Here is a 24084-nt window from a genome sequence, read left to right as displayed (position 1 = left end):
ACGTAAAAAAGCGTGTTTTGCATACACAAAACACGCTTTTAAAGCTTTTAACCGTTTACGTTTAATTTTTTACAATGGCATTGTGATAAATATTTTGTACATCGTCACAATCTTCAAGCATATTTATAAACTTATCAAAGTTAGCAATAACTTCTTCGTCTTCAATTTCAATATTAACTTGAGGAATAAACGTAATTTCATCTACTTCAAAGTTAATGCCTTCAAATGCGTCTTCAAGGGCAGTTTTAGCTTTAAAGTATTCTGTTGGCGGTGCAAATACCGATATTTTACCGTCCTCGGCTTCAACATCGCTTACATCAACATCAGCCATCATTAATGCTTCTAATACGACTTCATCGTCATCGCCTGCAAAGCCAAGTACCGCATAATGATCAAACATATGCGCTACACAGCCAGGAGTACCAATTTTTGAGTCTGTTTTAGTAAATGGTAAACGTACATCTTTGATAGTACGGTTCGGATTGTCAGTTAAACAGTCAACAATAACCATGCAGTTACCAGGGCCATAGCCTTCATAACGGGCAACAGAGTAATCTTCTCCTGCGCCACCGGCTGCTTTTTCAATTGCTTTTTCAATAACGTGTGCGGGAACTTGGTCTTTTTTAGCTTTTTCGATTAGACGGCGAAGTGTTTGGTTTACTTCGGGATCGGGATCACCACTTTTTGCTGCAACGTAAATCTCTTTGCCGTACTTTGAGTTTACTTTTGTTTTTGCATTGGCTGTTTTGATCATAGAACTTTGACGAACTACAAATGCTCTGCCCATTTTGTGCCCCTAATGAATACGTTACGTTTTGCGGTATTTTACCAATTCAAAACGTATTGGGCTAGCTCCGCAATGGGCAAAACTTGATTAATAAAAACTTTTATAACTACATACTCATTTCAGAATAAATCAAATGGCATGCTATTTAACATAACTCTATTTTTTCAGAATAACTCTCAACTAATGTCACTAAGTCAGCAAAGTCATGTAAAACGTAATCTGCCTGATCGGCATAAGCAGGCGTTGACTCTGGAGCGTATAAACACGCGCGCATATTTGCATTGTGCGCAGCTTGAATGTCGTAAAGGTAATCGCCTACATAAAGTAAATTTCTGGCGTTAATGTTCCAAAGTGTAGCAATGGCATTTAAAGCGCTGGGATCTGGCTTTGCTGGGGCATCGCTTCGCGTTAAAACTGTGCTGATAGGGAGTGGATTATTTTGTAATTTCATTGCCGCTGCTTTATCAAAATTGCGAGTAACAATCGCCATCGGAATATTTTTAGACTTTAAAGCATGAATAGCTTCACTCACACCAGGTAATATACTGGCATGTTGTGCATCTATTAATTCGTGTTGGTGAACTATATTCATTGCCTCTTCACGCATATACGGTGAGGGCAACTGAGCAATGTAATCAAGTAAGTCTTGCTCGCAAGGGCAACCTATTTGGGCCTTTATTAATGCAAAATCTAATTCTGATGAAACCAATGTTCCATCTAAATCAAAAATCACTCCAAAAATAGCCTCAACCTGAGTAGTCATATCATTCCCTGAATTTAGTTATTACTAAATAAAATTTAAACATAAAATTCTCTACTGCTTATGCCCAAGCCAGTTATAGCTAAAGGGATAAATGAAACTAACTATATTTAAATTATTTATTTGCACTGCTATCAATCTATTGATAATACAGTAAATATAATTGGTAGTTGTAGCATGCGCAAAAAATGGTAAATATACAAATTGAACTACCAATTTTTACGTAAATTTACATATACCAGATCAAAAATGAACGCAGTTTAAACGTATGAAGAAAACGCGCACATTAACTGCAGTGCGCGTTGGTTGGGGAAGTTTTAACTGTTAATTTTGCTCAAAGCGGGCTTCGAGCCAAGTATCATCTTGTGCAAAGTTTAAAGTTTTAATCTTACCTTTGCCCTCAACGTTTACCATATTTACCTGAGATGGCCATAAATCACGAAGCGCGCCATTGCTCATTTTAATTCCTTCAATGTTTTCAGGAATTGGTGCTTCTTGGTAAACCCAAAAAAACTTACCATCAACTTGTGCTCCCACAAAGTTAAGTGGTAAAGGTTCACCACTTAATGTTTGTAGAGCAACATGCGATTCAACATATTTAGCAAAACGTTGCTGATCGGCTTTATTGCTAATAATATCGATTTTGCCTTCAAATAATGTTCCTACGGCATGTTCGGTATCATGTAAATAAAAGCGGTGCATTAACTCAACATTATGCGTTCGTTTATTAAAAAGCACGGTTGTAACTGACGATTTTAGTTGATGCGCCATACTCGGCGCAGCAACTAAAAGGCAAACAATAATAAGCAAAAAGCGCATTATTGCGGCTCCTCACCGTTATCTTTTTCGTCTTTCTTCTCATCAGTTTTAAGCTCAGTTTTAATATCTTGCATGATATCGCGACTTACTTTAGCTTTACTCTTTTCCTTTTTAAACACTTCAATACGTGAAGGAATAATGCGACGAGGGTAGTTATTATTTTCAATATCTACATCCGCAGTTTCCCAATTAGGATCTACAGTAACTGATACAAGCGGTTTGTTTTTATCGGTAACAATTAGCTTTTGAACATTTTTATAATTACGACGCCAAATTTCAGCAGGAATATAACGCTCTTCAGTCGTGCCATCTTCATATGTTAGCTCAAGTAATATAGGCATTACCAAACCACCAAGGTTTGAAAATTCCATAACGTAGTAGTTTTTATCTTCTTCTAAAGCACGTTCAAGCGTTTTACGCTCCCACGGCTCTAAGCCTTTTAAAAACTTATTGTACGAGTTACGTTCTTTATTGGTTACAGTAAAGCGGTCGTTTTCGTCATAAAAATCGGTAACATCAGGGTTTTGCTCAACCCATGTTTTTTTACCTTCGGCGCGGTTACGCTCAACAAATAATGACGTAGGCTTGTCTGCTTCAATATCACGTAAACGGCTGTAATCAATATCAGGGTTTTTAGTGTCTAAACGTAGTTGATACACTTTATCTAAAGAGATATCAACATGGTCTGTGGTGTAAAACCAGCCACGCCAAAACCAATCTAAATCAACACCAGAGGCTTCTTCCATTGTACGGAAAAAATCAGCTGGAGTAGGGCGCTTGTATTTCCAGCGCTGAGCATACTCTTTAAATGCAAAGTCGAATAAGTCACGGCCTAAAATTACTTCACGTAAAATATTAAGGGCTGCGGCAGGTTTAGTATAAGCATTAGGGCCTAAACGTAATACGCTGTCTGACTGAGTCATAATTGGTACTTGGACTTCTGACTTCATGTAGCTCACTATATCGCGAGGCTCAACACCCCAAGGAATAGTAGGATCCCATTCACGACCAGCAACACCATCTAAAAAGCTGTTTAAGCCTTCATCCATCCACGTCCATTGGCGCTCATCTGAGTTCACAATCATCGGAAAGTAAATATGACCCACTTCATGAATAACTACGCCAAGTAAAAAGCGCTTTTCAGCCTGAGAATACGTACGAGTACCGTCATCTTGTAACTTAGTACGCGGACCGTTAAAGGTGATCATTGGGTATTCCATACCACCAACTGGGCCGTTAACCGACTGTGCAGTTGGGTACGGGTAATCAAAAGAATACTTAGAGTACACTTCCATTGTGTGTACTACCGCTTCAGTTGAGTACTTTTTCCATAAGTCACCACCTTCTTTAGGGAAGAACGACATTGCCATAACTAAAGGCTGAACGTCACCACCTTGTTGATAACCTTTTGCATCCCACATAAACTTACGAGACGACGCCCAAGCAAAGTCACGAACATTCTGTGCTTTAAAGTGCCACGTTTTAGTTTTGTCGGTGCCTTCTTTTTCGTTTTCTAGCGCTTCTTCTGCGTTAACAATAAACACAGGACGCTTAGATGTTTCAGCTTGCTTTAAACGTTTGCGCTGAGTACTTGTAAGTACTTTACTCGCGTTATCAAGCTTACCTGTTGCCGATACAATGTGATCCGCAGGAACAGTAATCTCAACATCGTAATCACCAAACTCAAGCGTAAACTCACCAGAGCCTAAAAATGGCTTGTTTGTCCATGCCTCGTAATCGGTATAAGCCGCTAAGCGAGGGAACCACTGAGCAATTAAGAATATGTCGTTGCCATCTTCTTCAAAGTGCTCGTAACCAGAACGTGCACCTACAGCATCTTCTTCAACAATGTTGAAGGCAAAGTTCATGCTAAATTCTACTTCTTTACCTGGTTTTAATGGCTCGTTTAAATCAATGCGCATTAAAGTATCAACTACAGTTACGCGTAGCTCTTTACCATCGTCATCTTTTACGCCACTGATAGTATAACCCAGTTCGTTGTCGCTCATAAATTGCTGACGGCGTAAGTCACCTAAACTTAATTTAGCAGGCTTTTGAGCTGGTAGGCTTTCTAAAGTGCTTTTAAACGTTTTAGTTGTTTCGGCAATTGAATCGCTTTTAAAAATATTTTGATCTAACTGTAACCATAAATATTTAAGTGTATGCGGAGAGTTATTTTTATATTCAATGCTTTGGCTACCGGTAATACGGTGCTTTTTTTCATCTAGCTTTACATCAATATCGTAGTTTACACGTTGCTGCCAGTATCTTTCACCTGGTTCGCCAGCGGCACTACGATAAACGTTGGGTGTAGGAAGCGCTTCGTCTAATTGACGAAATTTATCAACAAAAGAACCTTTTGTTTGCTCAACTGAAGACGCAATAGCTGCACTAGATATTGCCAAAGGCAATACAAAAGCACTTAGCGTAAGACCTATTTTTTTCATTGTTAGTCCTAATATAATTTTGTGAGCATACTTTGACAAATATACCAGTTAGCTTCAATAAATTAGCGACCAAGTACCGTATTTTTAGGGTGATGTTCACTTAGTTTATTAGATTGAAAAGTACAATTATTTTGTAACAAAATACGAATAAATAAAAACTGTAAAGGGGCTTTACAAAAGTGGGTTTTAATAATGGTTTTGAGCTGTTAAATACAAGTTTTAGAGCTTGGTAAAAGCACATTAATTTTACCTACGTTGCTAAAAAAGTATTGCTTTAACATTATCAGGTAAACCAATAATCCTATGTATAAGTGTCTCAAATTTCCAACAAGTAAAATGAGCTAAAAGCCCACTCTACTGAACAAAAATACAGTGAAAACAGCTGAATTATTGGCTCAAATATTGCCGAACTTCCTTAATGTTCGCTATTTTTACGATAAATGATAAATAGTGCAATTTTAGGTTGATCTTTAGTGCAGTTTATATTTAAAATCGCCAACCTTTTTATTTGAGGCAAATAAATTCGTCACATTTATCCTCAAATTAATATCGATTACTAGCAAGAAATGCGGTGGGCTTATGGATTTTTACATCCTAAAAAAACAACAAGAACTAATTGCGATTCCAGCAAGTGAGAATAACTGTAAGCAGTATCTCGATTCGGGTTATTTTTATATCGATAAAGTAGCAGCGTGCAACGAAACTAATGCATTAAAGGCGCTACACGCAAAACAAACTAAAACGTTAAAAATTCCATTATTAATGGCACTTTTAGCATTACCGGTTGTTTTTTCAGCTTGGTACAGTTTAACCTAAGGTAATACACGGCTTGGGCTTGCATCTTTAACTGCCTTGGGTATATTGGCGCTCTTACGGTTTAATTAAGAGCGCGACATGAAAGTCCTCCACACCTCAGATTGGCACCTTGGCCAACAATTCTACGAACACGACCGCCGTGTTGAGCATCAAGCCTTTTTTACATGGTTATTAGCCACTCTTGTTGAACAACAAATAGACTTACTTTTAGTTGCTGGCGATATTTATCATACCGCGACTCCAAGTGCTAGCGCCGAAAATCAGCTTTACCAATTTATTAAAGACGCCAAAAAGGCATCCCCACAATTACACGTAGTAATTATTGCGGGTAACCACGACTCTGCAAATCGTATTTTGGCAGCTCAGCCATTACTAGCGCAATTTGATACGCACGTAGTAGGGCGCTTTGATGTCGCAACACCCGATGAAACTGTTATTACCATAAATACCAATGGTAAACGCGCTGTAATCGTCGCTATGCCATTTTTACGTGCAAGCGATGTAAGTTTACTTAGCCAAACCGAAAGCGGCCCTAGTTATGTTCAAGGCGTTGCAAAAGCTTACGAGCTTGCACTAGAACAAGCTACTAATATAAACGAGCAAAACTCACCATTAATAGTTATGGGGCATTTACACGCAAAAGGCGGGGATATCTCAAGTGATTCTGAGCGTAACTTAGTAATAGGTGGTGAGGAGTCTATTTCAGCCAATGTATTTGGTAAACAAGCCAACTATGTTGCCCTTGGGCACTTACACAAAGCGCAACAAGTCGCTAAAAGCGATATTATTCGCTACAGCGGCACACCTATCCCTATGTCGTTTTCAGAACGTAACTACACGCACCAAGTAAATGTTGTTGAGTTTATTATTGATGAAAAACAACATATTAGTACAACTGTAAACCCCCTTTACATTCCGCGCTCTGCCGATGTAATTGTTTTACCAAAAGGGGAGTGTGTGCCATTAAGCGAACTATGCGAGCAAATTAAAGCGCTCGACACTGCACAAAATAGAATAGCGCCTTATTTACGTGTAAAGCTTAAATCAAGCGATACCGACACCACCTTCAGAGAACAAATAGAACAAGCACTTGAAGGCAAGCATATTAAATTTTGTGGTATTGAACGTGTACGTGAGCAATCAGCGCAAAATGACGACAACACCGTATTTGAAGATTTAAGCGAAGTTGAAATGCTCAACCCACTAAACCTATTAGAACAAGCATTCGCAAACGATAAAGACATGGCAGGGCAAAGCGTACCCGATGAGCTAAAAGCACTTTTAAGTGACGTGATAAACGAGCTAACGGAGCAAGAACAACTATGAAAATAACCGCAGTTCGTATTCATAATTTAGCCTCAATAGTTGACGCTGAAATAGATTTTACTAAAGCCCCATTAAAAGATGCAGGCTTATTTGCCATCACAGGCGATACTGGCGCTGGTAAAAGTACCTTTTTAGATGCCATTTGTTTAGCCCTTTATACAAAAACAGCGAGGCTGCGCGGCGATAAAGGTAACTTAATTGAGTTTAACGGCGACAGCATTAAGCTTAATGATGCGCGAAACTTGCTACGCAGAGGTACATGGGAAAGCTACGCCGAGGTCGACTTTTTAGGGCAAGATAAACAGCTTTATCGTGCGCGCTATACAATTGCACGGACCCATAAAAAAGTAACAGGCAAACTTAAAGTAGCAGAGCACACTTTAGTAACCCTGCCAGACGAAACCCTTATAGCTGACAAAAGCCACACAATAAAAGAAGTCGAGAGTAAAATAGGGCTTAACTTTGAGCAATTCTCCCGTGCCGTACTTTTAGCACAACATGAGTTTGCTGCGTTTTTAAAAGCCACTGGCGATGAGCGAGCGCAACTTTTAGAGTGCTTAACAGGTACCGATAAATTTAGCCGTATTGGCGTGCGTATTTTTGAGCGCCATAAAGAGCAAGTAGCAAAGCTTGAAGCGCTTAAAGCTGGTCTTGAAAGCTATACCTTATTAACGACCGATGAACTTGAGTTACAACAAACCAAGTTAACCGATTTAAAAGCGCAAACCGAACACACTAAAAAAGAGCTAACCAAAACCGAAAAAGCACTTAACTGGTATCAGCAAGCTACAGTGCTTGAGCAAAGCTTACTGCAGGCACAGCAAACCCAGCAACAAGCAAGCTCAGCGCTTGAAAGTATCGTTGAGCAAAGCGAGCAGGCAAAACAAGCTAAACAAGCGCTTGAAATAAAAGATAACCGCAGCCGTTTTAATTTGTTAACCGATCAAAATACGGCTTTGGATCAGCAAATAACATCGCTTAAAAGTGTTGATCATTTAGCGGTAATTAACGAGCGTAATACCGCGCTTACTAAACACACCGAGCTGCTTAATAACGCCAATGAGCAAAAACAAAATGCAGCGCCCGTTATAGCTAAAGCGCGAGAGCTCGACAGTAACATTGCTTTGCAAACTCAAGCTGTAAAAGGTACTGAGTCGCAAATAACCAAAGAGCAATCTCAGTCTGATGAACTCAAACAGCAGCTTAAACAAAGCAATAACGAGCTAGAACTCGCTAATACCGACTCAACTAAAAGCCAGCAATGGCTTAATGAGCATGCACAGCTGCATGTTTTAGCAAAAGACTGGAGCTACTATCAGCAAAGCTTTAATACCTACTTAAATGCACAGCAGCAATTGACCGCAAACCTTACGCAAAGCCAAACTCTTAATAGCGAGCTTGCAAGTCAGAGCAAGCATTTAAATACGCAAAATAACAAAGTGCAGCAGTGCGAGGTGGCACTTAGTGGTGAGCAATCAACTTTACAGGCATTAAATACTCAGCTTAATGAATTTAATGCAGAGCACTGCGACGCGCAGCTAAAAAGTATTGATTACTTAAAAGAGCAGCGAGAGCGCTATAAGCAATTTAATGCGGACCTAAAACAAAGCACTCAACGCCAGCAAGTCCTTAATCAGCAGTTAAATGAAAGCCAGCAAGCCCATGCTTTACTTAATCAGCATTTAATAACTAGCGAGCAAGCGCTTAAAAGCAGCGAGTACGCACTTAACCAAGCGCGCTTAAGAGCTAGCGAAAACGTAGAACATTTACGCACTGAGCTTCGCCCTAATGAGCCTTGTTTAGTGTGCGGCGCAACGGAGCACCCGTATGCGGTAAACCAAAATCAGCAATTAAATAACTTAATTACCGATTTTGAAAATGCTTTTAATACCGCTAAAAAGCAATTTGACCATGCACAAAGCGAGCTGCATAAACATCAAACTCAACATGCTGTATTAACTGCTGAACACGGACAACTTGAGCAAATAATACAAACAGCAAAAGCCAAACAGCTCGACATTAAAAATACCATGCAAGGCGCACGTAGTGAGCTTAACGACTTAACGCCTGATCAGCTTGAAGTAACTTATAAGCAATTAACGCAGCAAAAAGCGCAATACTTTGAGCAACAAAAACGTCAACGTACATTGCAAACCAAAGTAAACGAGCTACAAGCAGCACTTAAAGCAGAGCAGCAAGTACAGCAGCAACTGAGTAATAAACACCTTGAGCTTACACACCAGCAAAACCAGTTAACGAGTAAGCATAGCGAGCTTAGTGCACAAATTAACGAGCTGGGTACAACACTCAATAATCAATTTGAAAACAGTGATTTTTGGCAGCAACTACAAGCCAATACGCTTGAACTTAGCGTTCTGAGCGAGCAGGTTACGCAGTATCAGCAAACTCAAACGCAACTTGAGCAAAGCCAAAAGCGCCAAAACACAGCTAATGAGCAAATAAAGCAGCTTACCCCGCTTGTTAGTAAAAGCGAGCAATCGTTAAAAGCACTTAATGAAGAGTTTGTAAAAGCAAAAGAGCTATTAGACGCTGTACAAAGTGAGCGCTCAGCTTTATTTAATAACGAGCAAATAAGCGCAGACGACTACCAAGCAAAACTTACAAGTGCGCAAGAGCAAAAACAATCGCAGGTTCAAGCGAGCCAAAAAGCCTATGACGACGCGATAAAACAACGAGATGAGCACGCTATAACGCTTAAAAATGTGGAGCAACGCTTACTTGAAAACAGCCAAGAACTAGCAACACTTGAGGCACGTTATAACCAGTGGTTTACTGACTTTAAAGCGCAATACAGCGATGTAACGCACGAACAGGTCAAAATTTTACTAACGCTCAGTAGCGATACTATTAAAGCACATTTAAATCAACACGAGCAGTTAACTCAAGCGTTAACAGATGCAAATGCCGCATTAAAACAGCAGCAACTTACGCTTGAAAAACACAACAGTAGCGATAAGCCAACACAAAGTGCAGAGGCTTTAAGTACGCAATTAAGTAGCTTAAATGAGCAACAAACGCAGCTGCAAAATTCATTACTAGCAACTAATACCGCTATTGAGCAACACAACCAAAACGCAAAGGCGCTTGAAGGCAAACAAGCCGAGTTAACTACGCTTAAAACACAGGTAGAGCAGTGGCACTTGCTTAATAAAGTATTGGGCGATGCAACGGGTAAAACCATGCGTAACTTAGCGCAAACACAAACGTTAAAAATATTACTGCACTATGCCAACAGCCACTTAAAAACACTCAACAAACGCTACGAATTAACCGCCATAGCGCAAACGCTCGACATTGCAATTATCGACCGCGACATGGCCGACGAGCAACGCTCTGTTAATACGCTCTCGGGCGGTGAGTCATTTTTAGTATCGCTAGCGCTTGCACTTGGTTTAGCATCGCTTTCGTCTAACAAAGTACAAATCAATTCTTTGTTTATTGACGAAGGGTTTGGTACGTTAGACAGCGAAACCCTAAGCATTGCAATGGACGCTTTGGATTCTTTGCAAGCACAAGGCAGAAAAGTAGGCGTTATATCGCACGTAACACAAATGAGCGAGCGTGTAGCCACTCAAGTGCATGTAGCCAAAAAGCCAGGTGGATATTCCACAGTTGAAGTTTTATAAGCAACATTACTGAAAACAAGGAGATACAATGCCAACGTTTACAGGCGAGCAAGCAACACAATACGATAGCCGCATAACCCGTTTAGTGCCTGGTTATGAATTATTACATCAGCTCACTAATGCGCAACTACAAGCAACGCTGGGCGACAATGCACATATTCTGGTAGTAGGGGCAGGCACAGGCAAAGAAGTACTTGCACTGGCTGGACTAAACCCTACGTGGCAATTTACTGCGCAAGATACATCAGCCGATATGCTTGCTATCGCACAGCAGCAATTTGATGAGCAAGGCATAACAAGCCGCGTAGATGTACATAATGGCCCCGTTGATAAGTTATCGGTTAAAGCCGATGCCGTTTTATGTTTACTAGTAATGCATTTTTTAGAAGATAACGGCGATAAAAAAGAGTTATTAAAAGCGATTAAAGGAAGCCTTAAAAAAGACGCCAAACTTTATATTGCAGATTTAATGCGCCCCGAAACTTCTTTTGAGCGCGAAGCCCAGCTTACAACTTGCGCGCAATTGGGTTTAACCGAAACAGGTAAAACACAAACAGGGCACGACTTAGAAAATGAGTTTTACCCGCTTGATAGAATGCGCTTTAGCGAACTACTAAACGAGTGCAAATTTGGCATTCCGAAGCTGTATTTTAAAGCACTAGGCTTTAGCGGATATGTAGTTTAAGTTTCACAAGCTAAACAAGCACCCGCTATTTAGCACCAATAAAAACACCGAGTGAACAAACTCGGTGTTTTTATATAACCCTCTCTACACCCCGAAGTTTCTCTAAGCGTAGGTCGGATAAGTGAAGCGCCACCCGACGCTCTAATATTCACATCACTCAGATCATTACTGTGCCAGCAATCCTAACCAATCTCTCCAAGTGCTTTCATTGCAGCTTGTGCTTTGTCTGTTTGTACAAAAATATGGTCGTGATAAAACGCAGCTACCACATTAGCGCTAATGCCATGCTCAGTTAGCTTTGCAGATACCGCAGCTGTTAGCCCAACGGCCTCTAAGCTTGAATGTACATTAAGAGTAATTAAATTATATTTACCCTCGTAAGTAATACCTGCTTTATCGGCGGTTTCAGCTTTTAAAATAAGGGTTAGGCCTTCCTCTTCAACGTAAGTGGCAAGTGGCTCTAAGTGAACATAATCAGCCAATTTCCCTGCCAAACAGCAAAATATGTATTCACCTTGTTTAAGCATAGGCTGCATTGATTTTAATAATTCGTTTAACTCTAAAATTCCGGCCATGGTCGTTCCTTACAATGTGTTATTTAGTGCCTTTTAGCTGCGCGACTAGCTCGCTTAATCTCGCAATTTTTATATTACTTAATTGCCTGTAATCAAAATACGGGCACACAATAATGTTGTTACTGGTGTCTATTGCAAACTCGTCGTCGAGCCAATCAAATTGTGCATGCAACTTACCTTGTTGTAATAAGTTTTTAGCGTGCGTACGCCCAGCAATTATGTGTAGCTGATTTTGATTGCTAGTAGCTTTATCTGCGCAAGTAATAGTAGTGTCAGGCGCGCTAAATAGCAGGGCGGTTTTACTATTTTTTTGCAGTAAATACTCATCGCGATATTGTTGCCAAGTAGGGGCTTGTTTAGCAAATGAATAATGCTCACTTGGCAGGGAAAATAGCACTTTGGCGTAAACGTTAAACACTTTGCGCCAACCATTACCACAGTACTGGTTTATGGTATTTATTTGCTCATTTATAACCGGTTCTAGGCATTCAAGTGTTTTAAAAAACGGCATTGGCGGCGCTTTTGCTACGTATACCGCCACGCTAAATTGCGTATCACCCAAGCCAACTAATTGGGTATTCAAGTTAGTTAGCCTTGTTTTGCGCTAAAATACGGTCGAGGTTATTTGCAAAGTTTTGGCGATCGGTTTGGCTAAGTGGCGGCGGCCCACCACTCATTTCTACGCCGCTTGAGCGCATGGTATCCATAAAGTCGCGCACGTTAAGTATTGAGCGGATATTCTCGGTGGTATAAAGCTCGCCACGAGGGTTGAGTGCTTGCCCGCCGTTATCAATTACTTCACTTGCTAGCGGAATATCGCCTGTAATAACTAAATCGCCTTTTTCAACACGTTTTACTATTTCGTCGTCGGCTACATCAAATCCCGACGATACTTGAACGCGGCTTATGTATTTTGACGGCGGAATACGCATTGCGTGATTCGCTACTAAAATAGTCTCGATTTTCATACGCTCTGCAGCTCTAAAAAGTATTTCTTTTATAACAACAGGACACGCGTCTGCATCTACCCAAATTTTCATGCTATGGTCATTTTTATTGCTTTAGAATTAATACGATCCTATAGCAAATTTTTTTAATCGGCTAGCAAACTTTATATCCATCTATATTTAGATAATACGTACGATTTATGTAATTAAAAAAGGAGCTTACATGAAGGCTATTAAATACGGTTTACTTATTACAGGGTTATTTTTTCTTAGTGCCTGCACCAGCCCTCCTGAGGGAATAACACCCGTTAAAAACTTTGATATACAAAAATATAAAGGCAAATGGTTTGAAATAGCGCGTCTTAATCACTCATTCGAAGAAGGGATGGAGCAAGTTACCGCGACTTATTCAATTAACGACGACGGCACAGTAAAGGTCCTTAACAAAGGGTATTTAACGGATGATAAAAAATGGGATGACGCCGAAGGCTTAGCCAAGTTTGTTAAGGGCACCGACACAGGGCATTTTAAAGTCTCGTTTTTTGGTCCATTTTATGGCGCTTACGTGATTTTTGAACTTGACCAACCCGATTATCAATATGCATTTATAACCAGTTACAACAAAGATTACTTGTGGTTTTTGTCGCGTACACCAACGGTTAGCAAAGAGCTTAAAGAACACTTTTTAACTAAAGCTAAAGAGTTGGGCTTTGCTACCGATGAAATAATTTGGGTAAACCAAGAGATTATGTAAAGGGGGTTTACAGTTAGTTATATACGTTTTTAAAGTAGTAATAAAAGAGTAATTTAACTGTAAAGTAACTTAAATATATTATGGTTATATTGTGTGTACTTGCCGTGAGACAGCAAGTATTGGAAACACTGAATATCCCCTATTGTTGGCAAGCTATATAGCTTGCCATTTTTTTTGCCTAATCTATGGGAAAGTAACGGATCACGTTTTTACTAACTAAGGCTAGTTTAATGCTAAAAACAACCCACTTAGTACAACTAACACGCTATTTAAAACACTAAACCACTTCACGTAGCCTACTAAAAAATTATAAAAAACTATTATAATTAAGATACTTAGACTCATAAGTCCACAAAATAGTAATGCTCCATATCCACCTTGGGTAACTATACAAAGTACTAAGCTTAGTAAAATACTGATCCAAGCAGCTAGCAACAGCTTTTTACGTTGGGATTCTGTAGGACGTTTTTTAAATACGTCTTTAAAGTGATTAAACTTAGCCAGTGCAAAACAGTTAAAACTGAGCAAACATAGGCTAAACCCAAGTAAATCAATCATGGTTTTTGCCCTTTAAAGTTATTAGATTGACTAGGGCTGGTTATTTTTGAGTTGTTTTTAGCAGTACGTAATTTTTCGGTTTGTATAAAAAACAATATACTAAATAACAAAAACAGTGCATCAAAAGTAAATAAAGCCCACTGTTCGTGCATCAAATAGCTAACTAGATTACCGTTAGTTGTAAGTGCATTAATAACCGGTACGCTTAAACATGCAACAGCATTTATAGCTGCCATAACTCGCCATTGCAGTGTGTCGCGCTTTATAAGTGCTAAAAGAGCAACCGCTAGCCATGTTAAAAAGAACGCGAGTATTTCTTTATCGGCGCGCTCTGCGGTAGTTGGGCTAAGTAGTCTGTTAGCAATAAAAAATGCACACGTTGCCAGTGGAAGTCCCATAATAGTGGCTAGGTTTAACCCCTCAACTAGTTTTAAACCAAACGAAGGTTTAACGTTATTTTTAGTTCGCTCGCGAATTCGCTTAGCCCACATAATACAGCCAGAGCCAATCATTACACAGCCTGCAATACCGCCTAATACGTATAACCAGCGCAACAACCACGTAGCTAAACGCCCTGTATGCATTGAATTAAGTGATTCGTAAAGCGCTTTGCTGCTAGTTAGCTCGTCATCAGTTTTAGCGACCATTTGCCCTGTAGCACCACTAAATATTAAGCGTGGTGCTTGGTCACGCAGTGTTTTACCTGCGCTTACCAATACGGTAATTGTTGAAGCTGCCATATTTGGTTGGTTAACTTGTACGCGAGTAATATCTGCATGAGGCCACTTAGTATAAACCTGATCCAAAATGCTTTGAATCGGCACCATTGACGATTCGCCTTGGGCTTTATCGGTCATGGTGTTGCGAGGGGTTACATCGTTAAAAAAGCCACGCATGCCGTCATCATAAGAGGTTTGCGCAGGGTAGGGAAACAACATAAATATAAGTGTAATTATACCCGTGTAAGTAATCGTTAAATGAAAAGGAAGGGCAAGCACAGAGCTTAAGTTATGGGCATCTAACCATGTACGGCTACCTTTGTTACGCCTAAAGCTAAACATATCTTTAAAAATACGCTTATGAATAACCACCCCCGATATAATGGCAATCAGCATAAAAAAGCTAGCAAAGCACACAATCCAGCGTGCGGTTATTGCATCTATGTAATGTAAATCATAGTGCAGCCGATAAAAAAAGTTACCGCCTTTAGTATCTACAAAGGGCTCAAGCTCTTGCATGGTATTAGGGTTTAGCTGTGTGTTTTCAAACCGGCTGCGGCGCTGGCCTGGCTCTTTTGGTTTTGCATAACCATAAATTAAATAAGGAATACGCGGCTCGGGTAATGTAATACGCCAGCTTGATGAGTTAGCTCCATGGCTAGCTAAGTAATCGAACCCTGTAATTATTTGTTGTTTTTGCGCTTCTATACGCTGTGTTTGGGCTTGCACATTATGTATGGCTGGTTGATTCCACAAGGTTATTTCGTCTCTAAAAAAGCTAAGAGTCCCTGCAAAAAATATTAAATATAGTAACCAACAAACGAGTAACCCTACCCAAGTGTGCAACCAAGTCATCGATCTGAAAAAGCTGTCTTTCATACCCAACCCTTCAGTAATGCAAGCAATCCAATGAACGCTCCCGTACTTAGTAAAATACTGATCCACACTGTTTTTAATGATCTAACACTAAAGGCATAAATAAATACAACGGCATAAATTAAAATGCTGATTGAAACACTAAACAGCACAGCGTCTTGTTTAGCTATTGGCAACACAAGGCTTAATAACGCAGTGCTTGCAGAGGTAAAGGCATAGCCACCAATTATGGCAATAAAAAAACGTAAAAATACCAAAACTCGATAACTGCTTACGCTTTTTACTATAAGCGCAATTACGTTAACTTTATCGAATGGCGCACTGTGCAAAGGTGCTTGCATAGTTAATTAATCCCTTTATTTAAAGCTGAGGATAAAACAAAGGCGCTATTATATATGTTACAAATACAAAAGATAGCTATTCTCATTTGTGATATTTAATTTTTAAGTAAGTTATGCTTACTTAATTACTTAGTAAAATACTGATCTGATATTGTTTAATGATATTGCACAGGCTCTATGTAAAGCTTAAGGTTAATAAACTGAGTAAAAATAAAGAGTGAATAACGATGAGCGATCATGAAAAACTAAATTACGTTGAGTTTCCTGCATGCGACTTACCCGCAACTAAGGCCTTTTTTAGTCGTGTATTTAATTGGCAGTTTACTGACTACGGCCCAGAATACACGGCGTTTAGTGGCCAAGGGCTCGATGGTGGCTTTTTTAATGCGCCGCTTAAATCGCTAACTCAAAACGGTGCTGCGCTATTGGTTTTTTATAGTAACGACATTCACGCCACGTATAGAAAAGTACAACTCCATGGTGGCACAATATTAAAACCTATTTTTGAATTTCCGGGTGGTTGCCGGTTTCATTTTGCAGAGCCAAGCGGCAATGAATTTGCTGTATGGGCCGAGCAACGCTAGGTTTTACAAGGCTTGTAGCGCGAATGAGCTTAAAGATCACGATTTTACTAACTAACGCTCGTTTTAATTAAAATAAACCGATTTTTTACCAACTCATTTATCCTAAATGGCCATTTAGGATAAATATTAAGCATTTAAGGCCAAATAAACATGAATAGTCACCAATTAATAGAGCAAGTTAGTAAATGCGTGATCTGTGAACCTCATTTACCTTTAGGGGCTCGTCCTGTTATACAATTTAACTCAAACGCACGTATTTTAATTGCAGGGCAAGCACCTGGAATCAAAGTTCACGAAACAGGTGTGCCGTTTAACGATGCAAGCGGAAACCGCCTGCGAGAATGGCTTGGGCTAACACGTGATGAATTTTACGACGCTAATAATATAGCCATTTTACCTATGGGCTTTTGCTACCCGGGTAGGGGGAAGTCGGGTGATTTACCACCGAGAAAAGAATGTGCGCCTGCATGGCGCGAGCAATTATTGGCTGCACTACCAAATATTGAGCTGACAATAGTGCTTGGTAAATACGCGCAGGCGTATCATTTACCAGAGACTAAAAAAATGCCACTTACGGAGTTAGTAAAATCGTGGCGTGAGTATTGGCCAAATTATTTAGTGCTTCCACATCCGAGTCCGCGTAATAATATATGGCTTAAAAAGAACCCATGGTTTGAACAAGATGTACTTCCAGAACTAGATAAGCACGTGGCTGCTATTTTAAATAAGTAATACTTCTAGTTATTGTAAAGGGGCGTTACAGTTAACTTAAAAATTAACACTCTAATTAAAAACAATAACAAACGAGGCTGTCTAATTTGAATGCATCTATATTAACTGAAGTAATACTTCCACTCGCCCTTGCACTTATTATGTTTGGTATGGGTCTTGGGCTCACAACAACCGATTTTACTCGTTTATTTAAAAGCCCGCTTGGCATTGTCATGGGTTTAATAGGCCAACTTGTAGCAATGCCTTTATTAGCATTAGGGCTGTGTTATTTACTAAACCTACCAACGCCTATCGCTATTGGTTTAATGATATTAGCTGCTTGCCCCGGCGGTACTATGTCAAATGTAGTAAGCCAGCTTGCTAAAGCTAATTTAGCGCTTTCGGTAAGTTTAACAGCTGCCTCTACCGCAATTAGTATAATAACCACACCGTTTATTATTGGCTTTGCTATGAGTCAGTTTGCCCCAGCAGACGATGCTACTTTTTCTATTTTAACTACTTCATTAGGGCTATTTTTTATTACCTTAGTGCCAGTTGCTATAGGCATTTGGTTGCGTCACTTTAAAAGTGATTTTGCCATTAAAGCAGAGCCGTTTTTTAGACGCTTCTCGTTGTTTTTTATGCTTATGATGATTGCCGCACTAGTAATAAAAGAGCGCGATTTATTAGTTAGCTCATTTAACAACGTATTTTGGGCGTGCATAGCGCTTAATATTGGTTCAATGGTTGTTGGTTGGTTAATTGCTAAGTGTTCAAAATTAAATTTAACTGATTCGCTGACGCTTTCAATTGAGGTTGGAATTCAAAATGCATCGTTAGCTATTTTAATCGCTATTAGCTTTTTAAATAAACCAGAATACGCAGTTACCGGTGGCGTGTATGGCCTTGCCATGTTTATAGGACCACTGCTATTAATTGGCGGGTTAAAGCTTAAAAATAAACGTACCGCTAGGGCTGTTAACTAGGACTTTTAATTAGGGCATGTTGACCAAGTTACTTTAATTTATGGCTGCGGATAACGTAGCCTTAAACTCAAGTCTAAAAATACCACCAGTTAAATGTATGCTCTGCACTCATCGCGCCAACAAGTTGTAAGCTTATAAAACACTCTCAAGCTTGAATATTGCGCCAGGCGCTGAACTTGCTCGCGCAAGGAGCGAAGCTCCTAATTACTAAAGCGCATTTTAGGATGGGATAAGAGTGTAAGTAATACGGTAAAAAAGCAGTTAATTATTTAGTTACTAAAACAGCGCCTCAAATATGAGGCGCTACTTTAAAACTTACTATTTGGTTTGCATGTTTTTAGCGCGTTCTTCTGCATCTATTAATGCTTGCGATTTAGGCGCGCGTTTTTTCTCTTCTATTTTGGGTTTTTCAGTTGAGTCAGGATCCCAGCTTGAGTCTAACGATAAGTTAGCAAATGGATTGTTACTGTCTGCTTTTTTAGGCTCACTTTGTGGCTCATCAACTGGCGGTGTTGTTTGTGCTTGCTCAGGTGTTGCGCTTTGTTTTTTAGGCATCGGCTTTTCACCAGGTAATGGTGCATCTGGGTTAAATGTACGTACCTCTGGTTCTTTAAAGTCTTGCTCTGTTGTATATGTAGTCGATTGAGCGTCAGCTATTTGCTCTGGTGCGTGTAAATCTACAACCGGCTCACTCGCTGTTACTGGCTCAGGAGTACTAATAACCGGCTCTACAGTGTTGTGTTCGGCTTCTATTGGCGCAGGCTCCGTTACTTGCGCTGTATGGTGCTTACGTTGTTTTTTTTCAGGCTTTGCATCTGGATCAAAGTCGCGTACTTCTGGCTCATTAAAGCTGCTGGCATTTTTAATACGCTCTAAGGTTGTTTTTGCTGCTGCTTCAAACTCGGCTGTATTAGGCTCAGGTTTTTGCTTTACTTCGTTAAACGTAGCGGTACTTGTTTGCTCTAAAGTATCAATTGAGTTAAGCGGTGTAGGCTCAATTTCGCTTGTTTGCACTTGTGTAGCTACGTTGTTTTGCTCATCTGAAATTTGCGGTGGTGTATGTTCAATATCAGCATTTTGTGTAGTGTTCGTAGGCTCTAAAGGCTCTTCATTTGCCTCTACGCTGCTCTCAACTGGTTTATTATTTTGAGTTACTTCGTTGATGACGACAGGCTCAATCTCTGGCTCTTTTGTAGTTTCAGGTTTAGCTGGCGTAGCAATTTTTTCTGATTTAACTTCAGGTGGAGCCGCTATAGTCGGTTCTGCCATCACTTTACTTTGTTTTGCACGGCGCAGGCGCACGACTATCATAGCGCCAATAAGTACCACTATAACAAGTATTAAAGTGGGTAAAAGTAACGAGCTTGGGCTTTGTGCTATAGGTTGCGGCGCAATAACTGGCGCTGGTTTAGTTAACACCGGTGCTGGTTTTACAGGTACAGACTTTTCAGGCGTAGGTTGAACGTTTTGCTCTGGCGTCGCCGGTTTTACTTGCTCTATCACAGCTTCGTTTTTTTGCTCTGTAACTACTTGCTCGGGTACTGCTGTTGTTGGCTCTGCATCAATTACTATTTCGTTACTATTGGTATTTAGCTGATCGTTAATTTGTTGTTTTTGATCATCAGTTAAATTAAGTGTTTGCTCGTTGATGCTATCTTTAACAGCTTCTTCAGTGAGTTGTATTAAAGGGGCAGGTTCAACAATTTTAGGTTGTGGCTGAGTAATAATGGCTGGCTCTGGCTCTATTATCTGTGGCTTTGGTTGTGCTTGAATTTCTTTTGGCTTATTACAGTTGTTTTTGTAATCACGCGCTGCCTTACGATATTTTTGACTCGCTTTATTATTACTATTTTGCTGCATTTCTTGTTTAATTAAAATGCACATAGCTTCGTTGTAGGCAGCACTTTGCGCACTATAAAATAGGGCAAAGCAAAGGGTAAATCTAATTAGTTTTGATATCATAAAGTTATGCGCGCTTAAATATTAATAGTTTGATTTTAAGCGCAAAATTGAAAATTATCCAGAGTAATACGACTAATCAATAACCATAAGGCTGCGATATTCATCGTAAGCAAATTGGTCTGTCATACCGCTTATATAATCTTGAATTAATCTACAGCGATAATAAAATTCGTACGCTGCGAAGTGATCGGGCTCTTCTTGCATCGCATCTATTGCGTGTTGGTAACTATTTAAGTGCTTTTTAGAGAGCTTTTTTACAAGTCGCGACTCAATTAATAAACGTGAATCGCCATTCAGAGCGCGCCTAAAGTCATCGCTGTTCAATTGCAGTAGCGGTTTGTAGCAATCGAGTAAGCCATTAATTATTCTATAACCTTGCAGCTCTAATTTTTCGACTTCTTTATTTGAAAAAACATGCTCAAGTGCCACTTGCTTTAGCATTTTGGTTACAGCGTGTAGATGGCTTCTATCTTCTAAAAGTGCTTGGTTAAAATCGCCATGGTAAATAGGTTCTATATTCTCAATAAAGCGTTTTGCAGCATGTCCAACTAGCGGATGTAAAAGTGCTACGCGCAGGTATATAAAAAATTCGCTGTTAAAGTTATACGGTTGTGCTTTGGCGCGCTCATGTGCGTAGTCAACTGCTTTATCTACAAAAGTTTGGTGCTCTGTGTCGTCTATTGTTAGGTTTATGAGTGCTTTTTTATAATGACTTTTAAGCTGTGTACATAAGAATTCGGTGCTTATGATCCCTTTTTCAACAGCATCCTCTATATCGGCTAGGCAATACGAAATGTCGTCGGCGGCTTCCATTATATAACTTGCTGGATGGCGGCAATATGGCTCAATAGTGAGCTCTTTTTGTAGCGCTTCAACAAAGTTTTTTTCGCTGTAGTAGTAACCCACTTTCTTCATTAAGTAGTTTTTATTTTGCGGTATGTCTTTTACATCAAGCCCAGCAGGGCGAGTGTATTTTAAAATACCAGCACTTTGGCTGTAAGTTAAATTAAGCGTTTGCAACGAATGAATTATACGTATGCCTTGAGCGTTGCCTTCAAAGTTACAAATATCAAGCGCAAGGTGTTTAAAAACAACACCTATACCGGTATTGGGCTCTTTGCAGCGCTCGGGTGTTACACTTGCTAGGTTGTTATTAAACCAGTGGTTTATTGCAGCTTCGCCAAAATGTCCAAACGGTGGGTTGCCTATATCGTGCATTAGGCAGGCCATTTCTACTAAGCTTTCCAGGGGGCGTTCTAGGTCGGTTAAGCCGTAATCTTTTTGTTGTTGGTAGCTTAAATTTGCAAAAATACGTTGCACTATAAAACGACCAACCTGTTGTACCTCAAGCGAGTGAGTTAAGCGCGAACGAACAGCTGCGTTACGCTCAAGCGGAAACACTTGGGTTTTTTGCTGAAGCCTGCGAATAGCGGCACTGTTAATAATCCGGCCACGGTCGCTTTCTAGCGCCATTTGTAAGTTAGAGGTTGTGCGATACATTCGTGCTGGCGTTATTTTTTTACTAAAATCTATGGTCATCTTTATACTTATCCTTTTTACAATTGATGACTGGCATAGTTTTTAGCACATAGTCATTTGTCTTTAATATACAGGGTTTAATCTATCAGTTTGTATCATAAAGTAACAACTTGCTTTAAAATAATTTTTTGAGTAATTGTTGTGCATTTATAGGTGTTTATAATGAAACAGTGGATTTTAAAGGCAGTATCAATTTGCCTAATGTTAGGAATGAACAGCGCATTTGCTGCAAAAGAGCAAACTGTGGTGCTTGTATCAATTGATGGCCTGCGTTGGGATTATATTGAAAAACACGGTGCGCCAAATTTAAAAGCAATGGCCGAGCGCGGTGTTCGCGCACAAAAACTAATACCTGTTTATCCAACTAAAACGTTTCCTAACCATATTTCTATTATTACGGGCTTATTGCCGGTAAACCATGGCATTGTTGATAATAGCTTTTGTGATAAAGCGCGTAAAAACGACTGTTACAGCATGGGCAAAGCATTGGGCGATAGCACTTGGGTGAAGGGGATTCCGCTTTGGAATTTAGCAAAAATGCAGGGGCTTAAATCGGCTACTTATTTTTGGCCTGAGTCAGATGCATTATTTAACGGCATGACACCAGATTACTTTTATCACTATTCTAAATACAGCGATTACCAAAGCCGTGTTGATCAAATTATTCAATGGTTAAGTTTGCCAAAAGCACAGCGCCCACGTTTTATTGCGAGTTACTTTTCGCTAGTTGATAGCATGGGCCATGAGTTTGGACCAGACGCACCACAAACGCGAGATGCAGTTAAACAGCTTGATGAATTAATGGGGCAATTACAAACTCGCTTAAGTAAATTAGAGCAAGAGGTAAACTTAGTTATTGTCTCGGATCATGGTATGGCGAGTATAGATCCAGATAAAAGTATTGATGTAACCACACTGCCTCAAGATGAAAACTTTTTAGTTAAAAACACCGGTCCACGTTTACTCATATACACTCAACCCGATGCAATAAATGCGGATATAGCCGGCTATAAAGCTCGTTTACAAAAAGCAGCAAACGGTCGTTATACAGTATTAACTGACGAGCAGTTAGCAGCGTACCATTACAATAAAGGCACTCGCGTAGGCGATATTGTGGTGCAAACTACAGCGCCAGCGGTATTTACCAATGGTAAAAAACCAACCTATTTAGGGACTCACGGTTATGCATATACCGAGGATATGGCAGCATCATTTATTGCTGTAGGCCCTGCATTTAAACAAGGTATAAGCCTTAAAGAAGTGAGTAACCTTGATATCTACCCAGTACTTGCAAAAGTGATGGGGCTTAAATTGTTAAACAAAGTAGATGGCAATGGTAAAACATTAATGCCAGCAATTAAGCAAAAAGTGGTTGTGCATTAGCTTAATCTATAAGAGCGCGTAAGCGCTCTGCAGGGAAGAACATGTTAAAACTTTAAAGTGGGCTATTTAGCCCACTTTTTAATGCGCTACTTATTTAAAGTTAGCAATACTTGTTTTTGTAGCAGTAACCGTGCGAATTGCATACGCTTGGTTTGTAATACCAAAAGCAATACCATTTACGCTCCAGTTAGGGTTAGAGAAGTAATCGTACTGAGTTGCGCTACCGTAAACGTGCGGGTAAGCCATAATACTTGCAAACTCATTTTGTACGCCATGACCCATGCCATCTACATATACACCGCCAGATGTGTCACCTTGTTTGCGTGAATGCGCTAAACCTTGGTTATGACCAAGTTCGTGTACAAATGTAGTTGCACCACAATCAATTGCAGTGATTGAGTACATACGGCTGCTCATTGAGCTATATAGATTGCCATTAGTGCCTTGGCCAACCCACGCTAAACCACATGAAATAAGCCCATTGCCAGCACTTTGGCCAGTACCTAATACGGCAATCATGTCGGCTTTCCAATCGCTGCGTAAACCATCTACGTAGCTGCTATTTGTAACCGAATCTAACCAATCCTCAGACGGCGTTACTGCGTAGTCACCTAAGTTTTGTTTGCCAGCTAAGCGTAGTGTTATATCAACGCCATTTTGGCTATATACCTGATTACTAAAAGCAATTAGTTGATTTATTTTAGTGTCAATATTACTAGTTGCGGCAGCTGATTGGTCGGTATATAAAATACCGATATCGATTGTTTCTGCTTGTGCAACACTTGCTGCACATAATGCCGCAGCCAGTGCTGTTGTTGTGATTACTTTTTTCATTATTGTATTTCCTTACTCTTGTTGTGGT

22 protein-coding genes are annotated in these 24084 nt (G+C 39.9%); 9 read left to right on the top strand and 13 right to left on the bottom strand.

From position 1 onward, the window contains the following. Positions 1-61: 61 nt before the first annotated feature. The 4 genes from H5126_RS13510 to H5126_RS13495 all read right to left on the bottom strand — a co-directional run bounded on the left by H5126_RS13510 (position 62) and on the right by H5126_RS13495 (position 4813). Positions 62-787 (bottom strand): YebC/PmpR family DNA-binding transcriptional regulator, encoded by a 726-nt coding sequence (locus H5126_RS13510; protein WP_002959197.1) that lies wholly within the window; start codon positions 785-787, stop codon positions 62-64. A gap of 145 nt (positions 788-932) precedes the next feature. Next, positions 933-1550, bottom strand: coding sequence for an HAD family hydrolase (locus H5126_RS13505; protein ID WP_182720240.1), 618 nt, complete (start codon positions 1548-1550; stop codon positions 933-935). 321 nt (positions 1551-1871) lie between these two features. Beyond that, positions 1872-2366: a DUF6702 family protein gene (locus H5126_RS13500; RefSeq protein WP_165723789.1), complete on the bottom strand. Its 495-nt coding sequence runs from the start codon at positions 2364-2366 to the stop codon at positions 1872-1874. Beyond that, positions 2366-4813: a M1 family metallopeptidase gene (locus H5126_RS13495; RefSeq protein ID WP_182720241.1), complete on the bottom strand. Its 2448-nt coding sequence runs from the start codon at positions 4811-4813 to the stop codon at positions 2366-2368. The genes H5126_RS13500 and H5126_RS13495 overlap by 1 nt, the downstream gene beginning before the upstream one ends. Positions 4814-5392: 579 nt before the next feature. On the opposite strand from H5126_RS13495, the gene H5126_RS13490 reads away from it, so the two are divergent. The 4 genes from H5126_RS13490 to H5126_RS13475 all read left to right on the top strand — a co-directional run bounded on the left by H5126_RS13490 (position 5393) and on the right by H5126_RS13475 (position 11287). Continuing rightward, positions 5393-5629 (top strand): hypothetical protein, encoded by a 237-nt coding sequence (locus H5126_RS13490; RefSeq protein ID WP_002959190.1) that lies wholly within the window; start codon positions 5393-5395, stop codon positions 5627-5629. Between the two features lie 78 nt (positions 5630-5707). Then, positions 5708-6955 carry an exonuclease SbcCD subunit D C-terminal domain-containing protein gene (locus tag H5126_RS13485; RefSeq protein WP_182720242.1) on the top strand — a complete coding sequence of 416 codons (1248 nt, stop codon included), beginning with the start codon at positions 5708-5710 and terminating at the stop codon, positions 6953-6955. Beyond that, complete coding sequence (locus tag H5126_RS13480; RefSeq protein WP_182720243.1) at positions 6952-10602, top strand: AAA family ATPase; 3651 nt, start codon at positions 6952-6954, stop codon at positions 10600-10602. The genes H5126_RS13485 and H5126_RS13480 overlap by 4 nt, the downstream gene beginning before the upstream one ends. Positions 10603-10630: 28 nt before the next feature. Beyond that, positions 10631-11287, top strand: coding sequence for a class I SAM-dependent methyltransferase (locus tag H5126_RS13475; RefSeq protein WP_182720244.1), 657 nt, complete (start codon positions 10631-10633; stop codon positions 11285-11287). 182 nt (positions 11288-11469) lie between these two features. Here the strand turns inward: H5126_RS13475 and H5126_RS13470 are convergent, their stop codons facing one another. From H5126_RS13470 to H5126_RS13460, 3 genes are read right to left on the bottom strand one after another with little or no spacing between them, the layout of a single operon-like run. Next, positions 11470-11862, bottom strand: coding sequence for an ACT domain-containing protein (locus H5126_RS13470; protein WP_182720245.1), 393 nt, complete (start codon positions 11860-11862; stop codon positions 11470-11472). A 19-nt stretch (positions 11863-11881) separates the two neighbouring features. Then, complete coding sequence (locus H5126_RS13465; RefSeq protein WP_182720246.1) at positions 11882-12445, bottom strand: DUF6942 family protein; 564 nt, start codon at positions 12443-12445, stop codon at positions 11882-11884. Between the two features lies 1 nt (position 12446). Beyond that, a complete protein-coding gene (locus H5126_RS13460) occupies positions 12447-12902 on the bottom strand; it encodes a YaiI/YqxD family protein (RefSeq protein ID WP_002959175.1) in 456 nt (151 codons plus the stop codon). Between the two features lie 130 nt (positions 12903-13032). On the opposite strand from H5126_RS13460, the gene H5126_RS13455 reads away from it, so the two are divergent. Then, complete coding sequence (locus tag H5126_RS13455) at positions 13033-13563, top strand: lipocalin family protein (protein WP_182720247.1); 531 nt, start codon at positions 13033-13035, stop codon at positions 13561-13563. Positions 13564-13785: 222 nt separating this feature from the next. Here H5126_RS13455 and H5126_RS13450 read toward each other — a convergent pair whose 3' ends face one another. Genes H5126_RS13450 through H5126_RS13440 form a run of 3 tightly spaced genes read right to left on the bottom strand, consistent with a single transcriptional unit; the run spans position 13786 to position 16057 of the window. Then, positions 13786-14121 (bottom strand): DUF3325 domain-containing protein, encoded by a 336-nt coding sequence (locus H5126_RS13450; protein WP_182720248.1) that lies wholly within the window; start codon positions 14119-14121, stop codon positions 13786-13788. After that, positions 14118-15719 (bottom strand): PepSY domain-containing protein, encoded by a 1602-nt coding sequence (locus H5126_RS13445; protein WP_182720249.1) that lies wholly within the window; start codon positions 15717-15719, stop codon positions 14118-14120. The genes H5126_RS13450 and H5126_RS13445 overlap by 4 nt, the downstream gene beginning before the upstream one ends. Beyond that, positions 15716-16057 carry a hypothetical protein gene (locus tag H5126_RS13440; protein ID WP_182720250.1) on the bottom strand — a complete coding sequence of 114 codons (342 nt, stop codon included), beginning with the start codon at positions 16055-16057 and terminating at the stop codon, positions 15716-15718. The genes H5126_RS13445 and H5126_RS13440 overlap by 4 nt, the downstream gene beginning before the upstream one ends. A gap of 227 nt (positions 16058-16284) precedes the next feature. Between H5126_RS13440 and H5126_RS13435 the strand changes: the two genes are divergently transcribed. The 3 genes from H5126_RS13435 to H5126_RS13425 all read left to right on the top strand — a co-directional run bounded on the left by H5126_RS13435 (position 16285) and on the right by H5126_RS13425 (position 18338). Further along, the gene (locus H5126_RS13435) at positions 16285-16641 is read left to right on the top strand and encodes a VOC family protein (RefSeq protein ID WP_024595859.1); all 357 of its coding nucleotides are present in this window, start codon (positions 16285-16287) and stop codon (positions 16639-16641) included. Between the two features lie 150 nt (positions 16642-16791). Continuing rightward, the gene (locus H5126_RS13430; protein ID WP_182720251.1) at positions 16792-17373 is read left to right on the top strand and encodes a uracil-DNA glycosylase family protein; all 582 of its coding nucleotides are present in this window, start codon (positions 16792-16794) and stop codon (positions 17371-17373) included. A gap of 86 nt (positions 17374-17459) precedes the next feature. Further along, complete coding sequence (locus H5126_RS13425; protein ID WP_165723796.1) at positions 17460-18338, top strand: bile acid:sodium symporter family protein; 879 nt, start codon at positions 17460-17462, stop codon at positions 18336-18338. Between the two features lie 318 nt (positions 18339-18656). On the opposite strand, the gene H5126_RS13420 is transcribed toward H5126_RS13425, so the two are convergent. Continuing rightward, a complete protein-coding gene (locus H5126_RS13420) occupies positions 18657-20300 on the bottom strand; it encodes a cell surface protein (protein ID WP_182720252.1) in 1644 nt (547 codons plus the stop codon). 72 nt (positions 20301-20372) lie between these two features. After that, positions 20373-21839 carry a dGTPase gene (gene dgt, locus H5126_RS13415; protein WP_138490139.1) on the bottom strand — a complete coding sequence of 489 codons (1467 nt, stop codon included), beginning with the start codon at positions 21837-21839 and terminating at the stop codon, positions 20373-20375. Positions 21840-22001: 162 nt separating this feature from the next. Between dgt and H5126_RS13410 the strand changes: the two genes are divergently transcribed. Next, entirely contained in the window at positions 22002-23222 is a 1221-nt protein-coding gene (locus H5126_RS13410; protein WP_039488828.1) for an alkaline phosphatase family protein, read from the top strand. 90 nt (positions 23223-23312) lie between these two features. On the opposite strand, the gene H5126_RS13405 is transcribed toward H5126_RS13410, so the two are convergent. Further along, positions 23313-24056 carry a zinc-dependent metalloprotease family protein gene (locus tag H5126_RS13405; protein WP_002959157.1) on the bottom strand — a complete coding sequence of 248 codons (744 nt, stop codon included), beginning with the start codon at positions 24054-24056 and terminating at the stop codon, positions 23313-23315. Positions 24057-24084 lie beyond the last annotated feature (28 nt).

This window comes from Pseudoalteromonas sp. SG45-3 (genome assembly GCF_014164075.1).
In the GTDB taxonomy this organism is placed as follows: Bacteria; Pseudomonadota; Gammaproteobacteria; order Enterobacterales; family Alteromonadaceae; genus Pseudoalteromonas; species Pseudoalteromonas distincta.
Note: the sequence above shows the minus strand (reverse complement) of the source record. Positions and strands in the feature narration are given on the sequence as shown.

Coding starts and splice junctions, on each gene's coding strand:
- H5126_RS13510 (WP_002959197.1), bottom strand. CDS start 787: ATGGGCAGAGCATTTGTAGTTCGTCAAAGTTCTATGATCAAAACAGCC.
- H5126_RS13505 (WP_182720240.1), bottom strand. CDS start 1,550: ATGACTACTCAGGTTGAGGCTATTTTTGGAGTGATTTTTGATTTAGAT.
- H5126_RS13500 (WP_165723789.1), bottom strand. CDS start 2,366: ATGCGCTTTTTGCTTATTATTGTTTGCCTTTTAGTTGCTGCGCCGAGT.
- H5126_RS13495 (WP_182720241.1), bottom strand. CDS start 4,813: ATGAAAAAAATAGGTCTTACGCTAAGTGCTTTTGTATTGCCTTTGGCA.
- H5126_RS13490 (WP_002959190.1), top strand. CDS start 5,393: ATGGATTTTTACATCCTAAAAAAACAACAAGAACTAATTGCGATTCCA.
- H5126_RS13485 (WP_182720242.1), top strand. CDS start 5,708: ATGAAAGTCCTCCACACCTCAGATTGGCACCTTGGCCAACAATTCTAC.
- H5126_RS13480 (WP_182720243.1), top strand. CDS start 6,952: ATGAAAATAACCGCAGTTCGTATTCATAATTTAGCCTCAATAGTTGAC.
- H5126_RS13475 (WP_182720244.1), top strand. CDS start 10,631: ATGCCAACGTTTACAGGCGAGCAAGCAACACAATACGATAGCCGCATA.
- H5126_RS13470 (WP_182720245.1), bottom strand. CDS start 11,862: ATGGCCGGAATTTTAGAGTTAAACGAATTATTAAAATCAATGCAGCCT.
- H5126_RS13460 (WP_002959175.1), bottom strand. CDS start 12,902: ATGAAAATTTGGGTAGATGCAGACGCGTGTCCTGTTGTTATAAAAGAA.
- H5126_RS13455 (WP_182720247.1), top strand. CDS start 13,033: ATGAAGGCTATTAAATACGGTTTACTTATTACAGGGTTATTTTTTCTT.
- H5126_RS13450 (WP_182720248.1), bottom strand. CDS start 14,121: ATGATTGATTTACTTGGGTTTAGCCTATGTTTGCTCAGTTTTAACTGT.
- H5126_RS13445 (WP_182720249.1), bottom strand. CDS start 15,719: ATGAAAGACAGCTTTTTCAGATCGATGACTTGGTTGCACACTTGGGTA.
- H5126_RS13440 (WP_182720250.1), bottom strand. CDS start 16,057: ATGCAAGCACCTTTGCACAGTGCGCCATTCGATAAAGTTAACGTAATT.
- H5126_RS13435 (WP_024595859.1), top strand. CDS start 16,285: ATGAGCGATCATGAAAAACTAAATTACGTTGAGTTTCCTGCATGCGAC.
- H5126_RS13430 (WP_182720251.1), top strand. CDS start 16,792: ATGAATAGTCACCAATTAATAGAGCAAGTTAGTAAATGCGTGATCTGT.
- H5126_RS13420 (WP_182720252.1), bottom strand. CDS start 20,300: ATGATATCAAAACTAATTAGATTTACCCTTTGCTTTGCCCTATTTTAT.
- dgt (WP_138490139.1), bottom strand. CDS start 21,839: ATGACCATAGATTTTAGTAAAAAAATAACGCCAGCACGAATGTATCGC.
- H5126_RS13410 (WP_039488828.1), top strand. CDS start 22,002: ATGAAACAGTGGATTTTAAAGGCAGTATCAATTTGCCTAATGTTAGGA.
- H5126_RS13405 (WP_002959157.1), bottom strand. CDS start 24,056: ATGAAAAAAGTAATCACAACAACAGCACTGGCTGCGGCATTATGTGCA.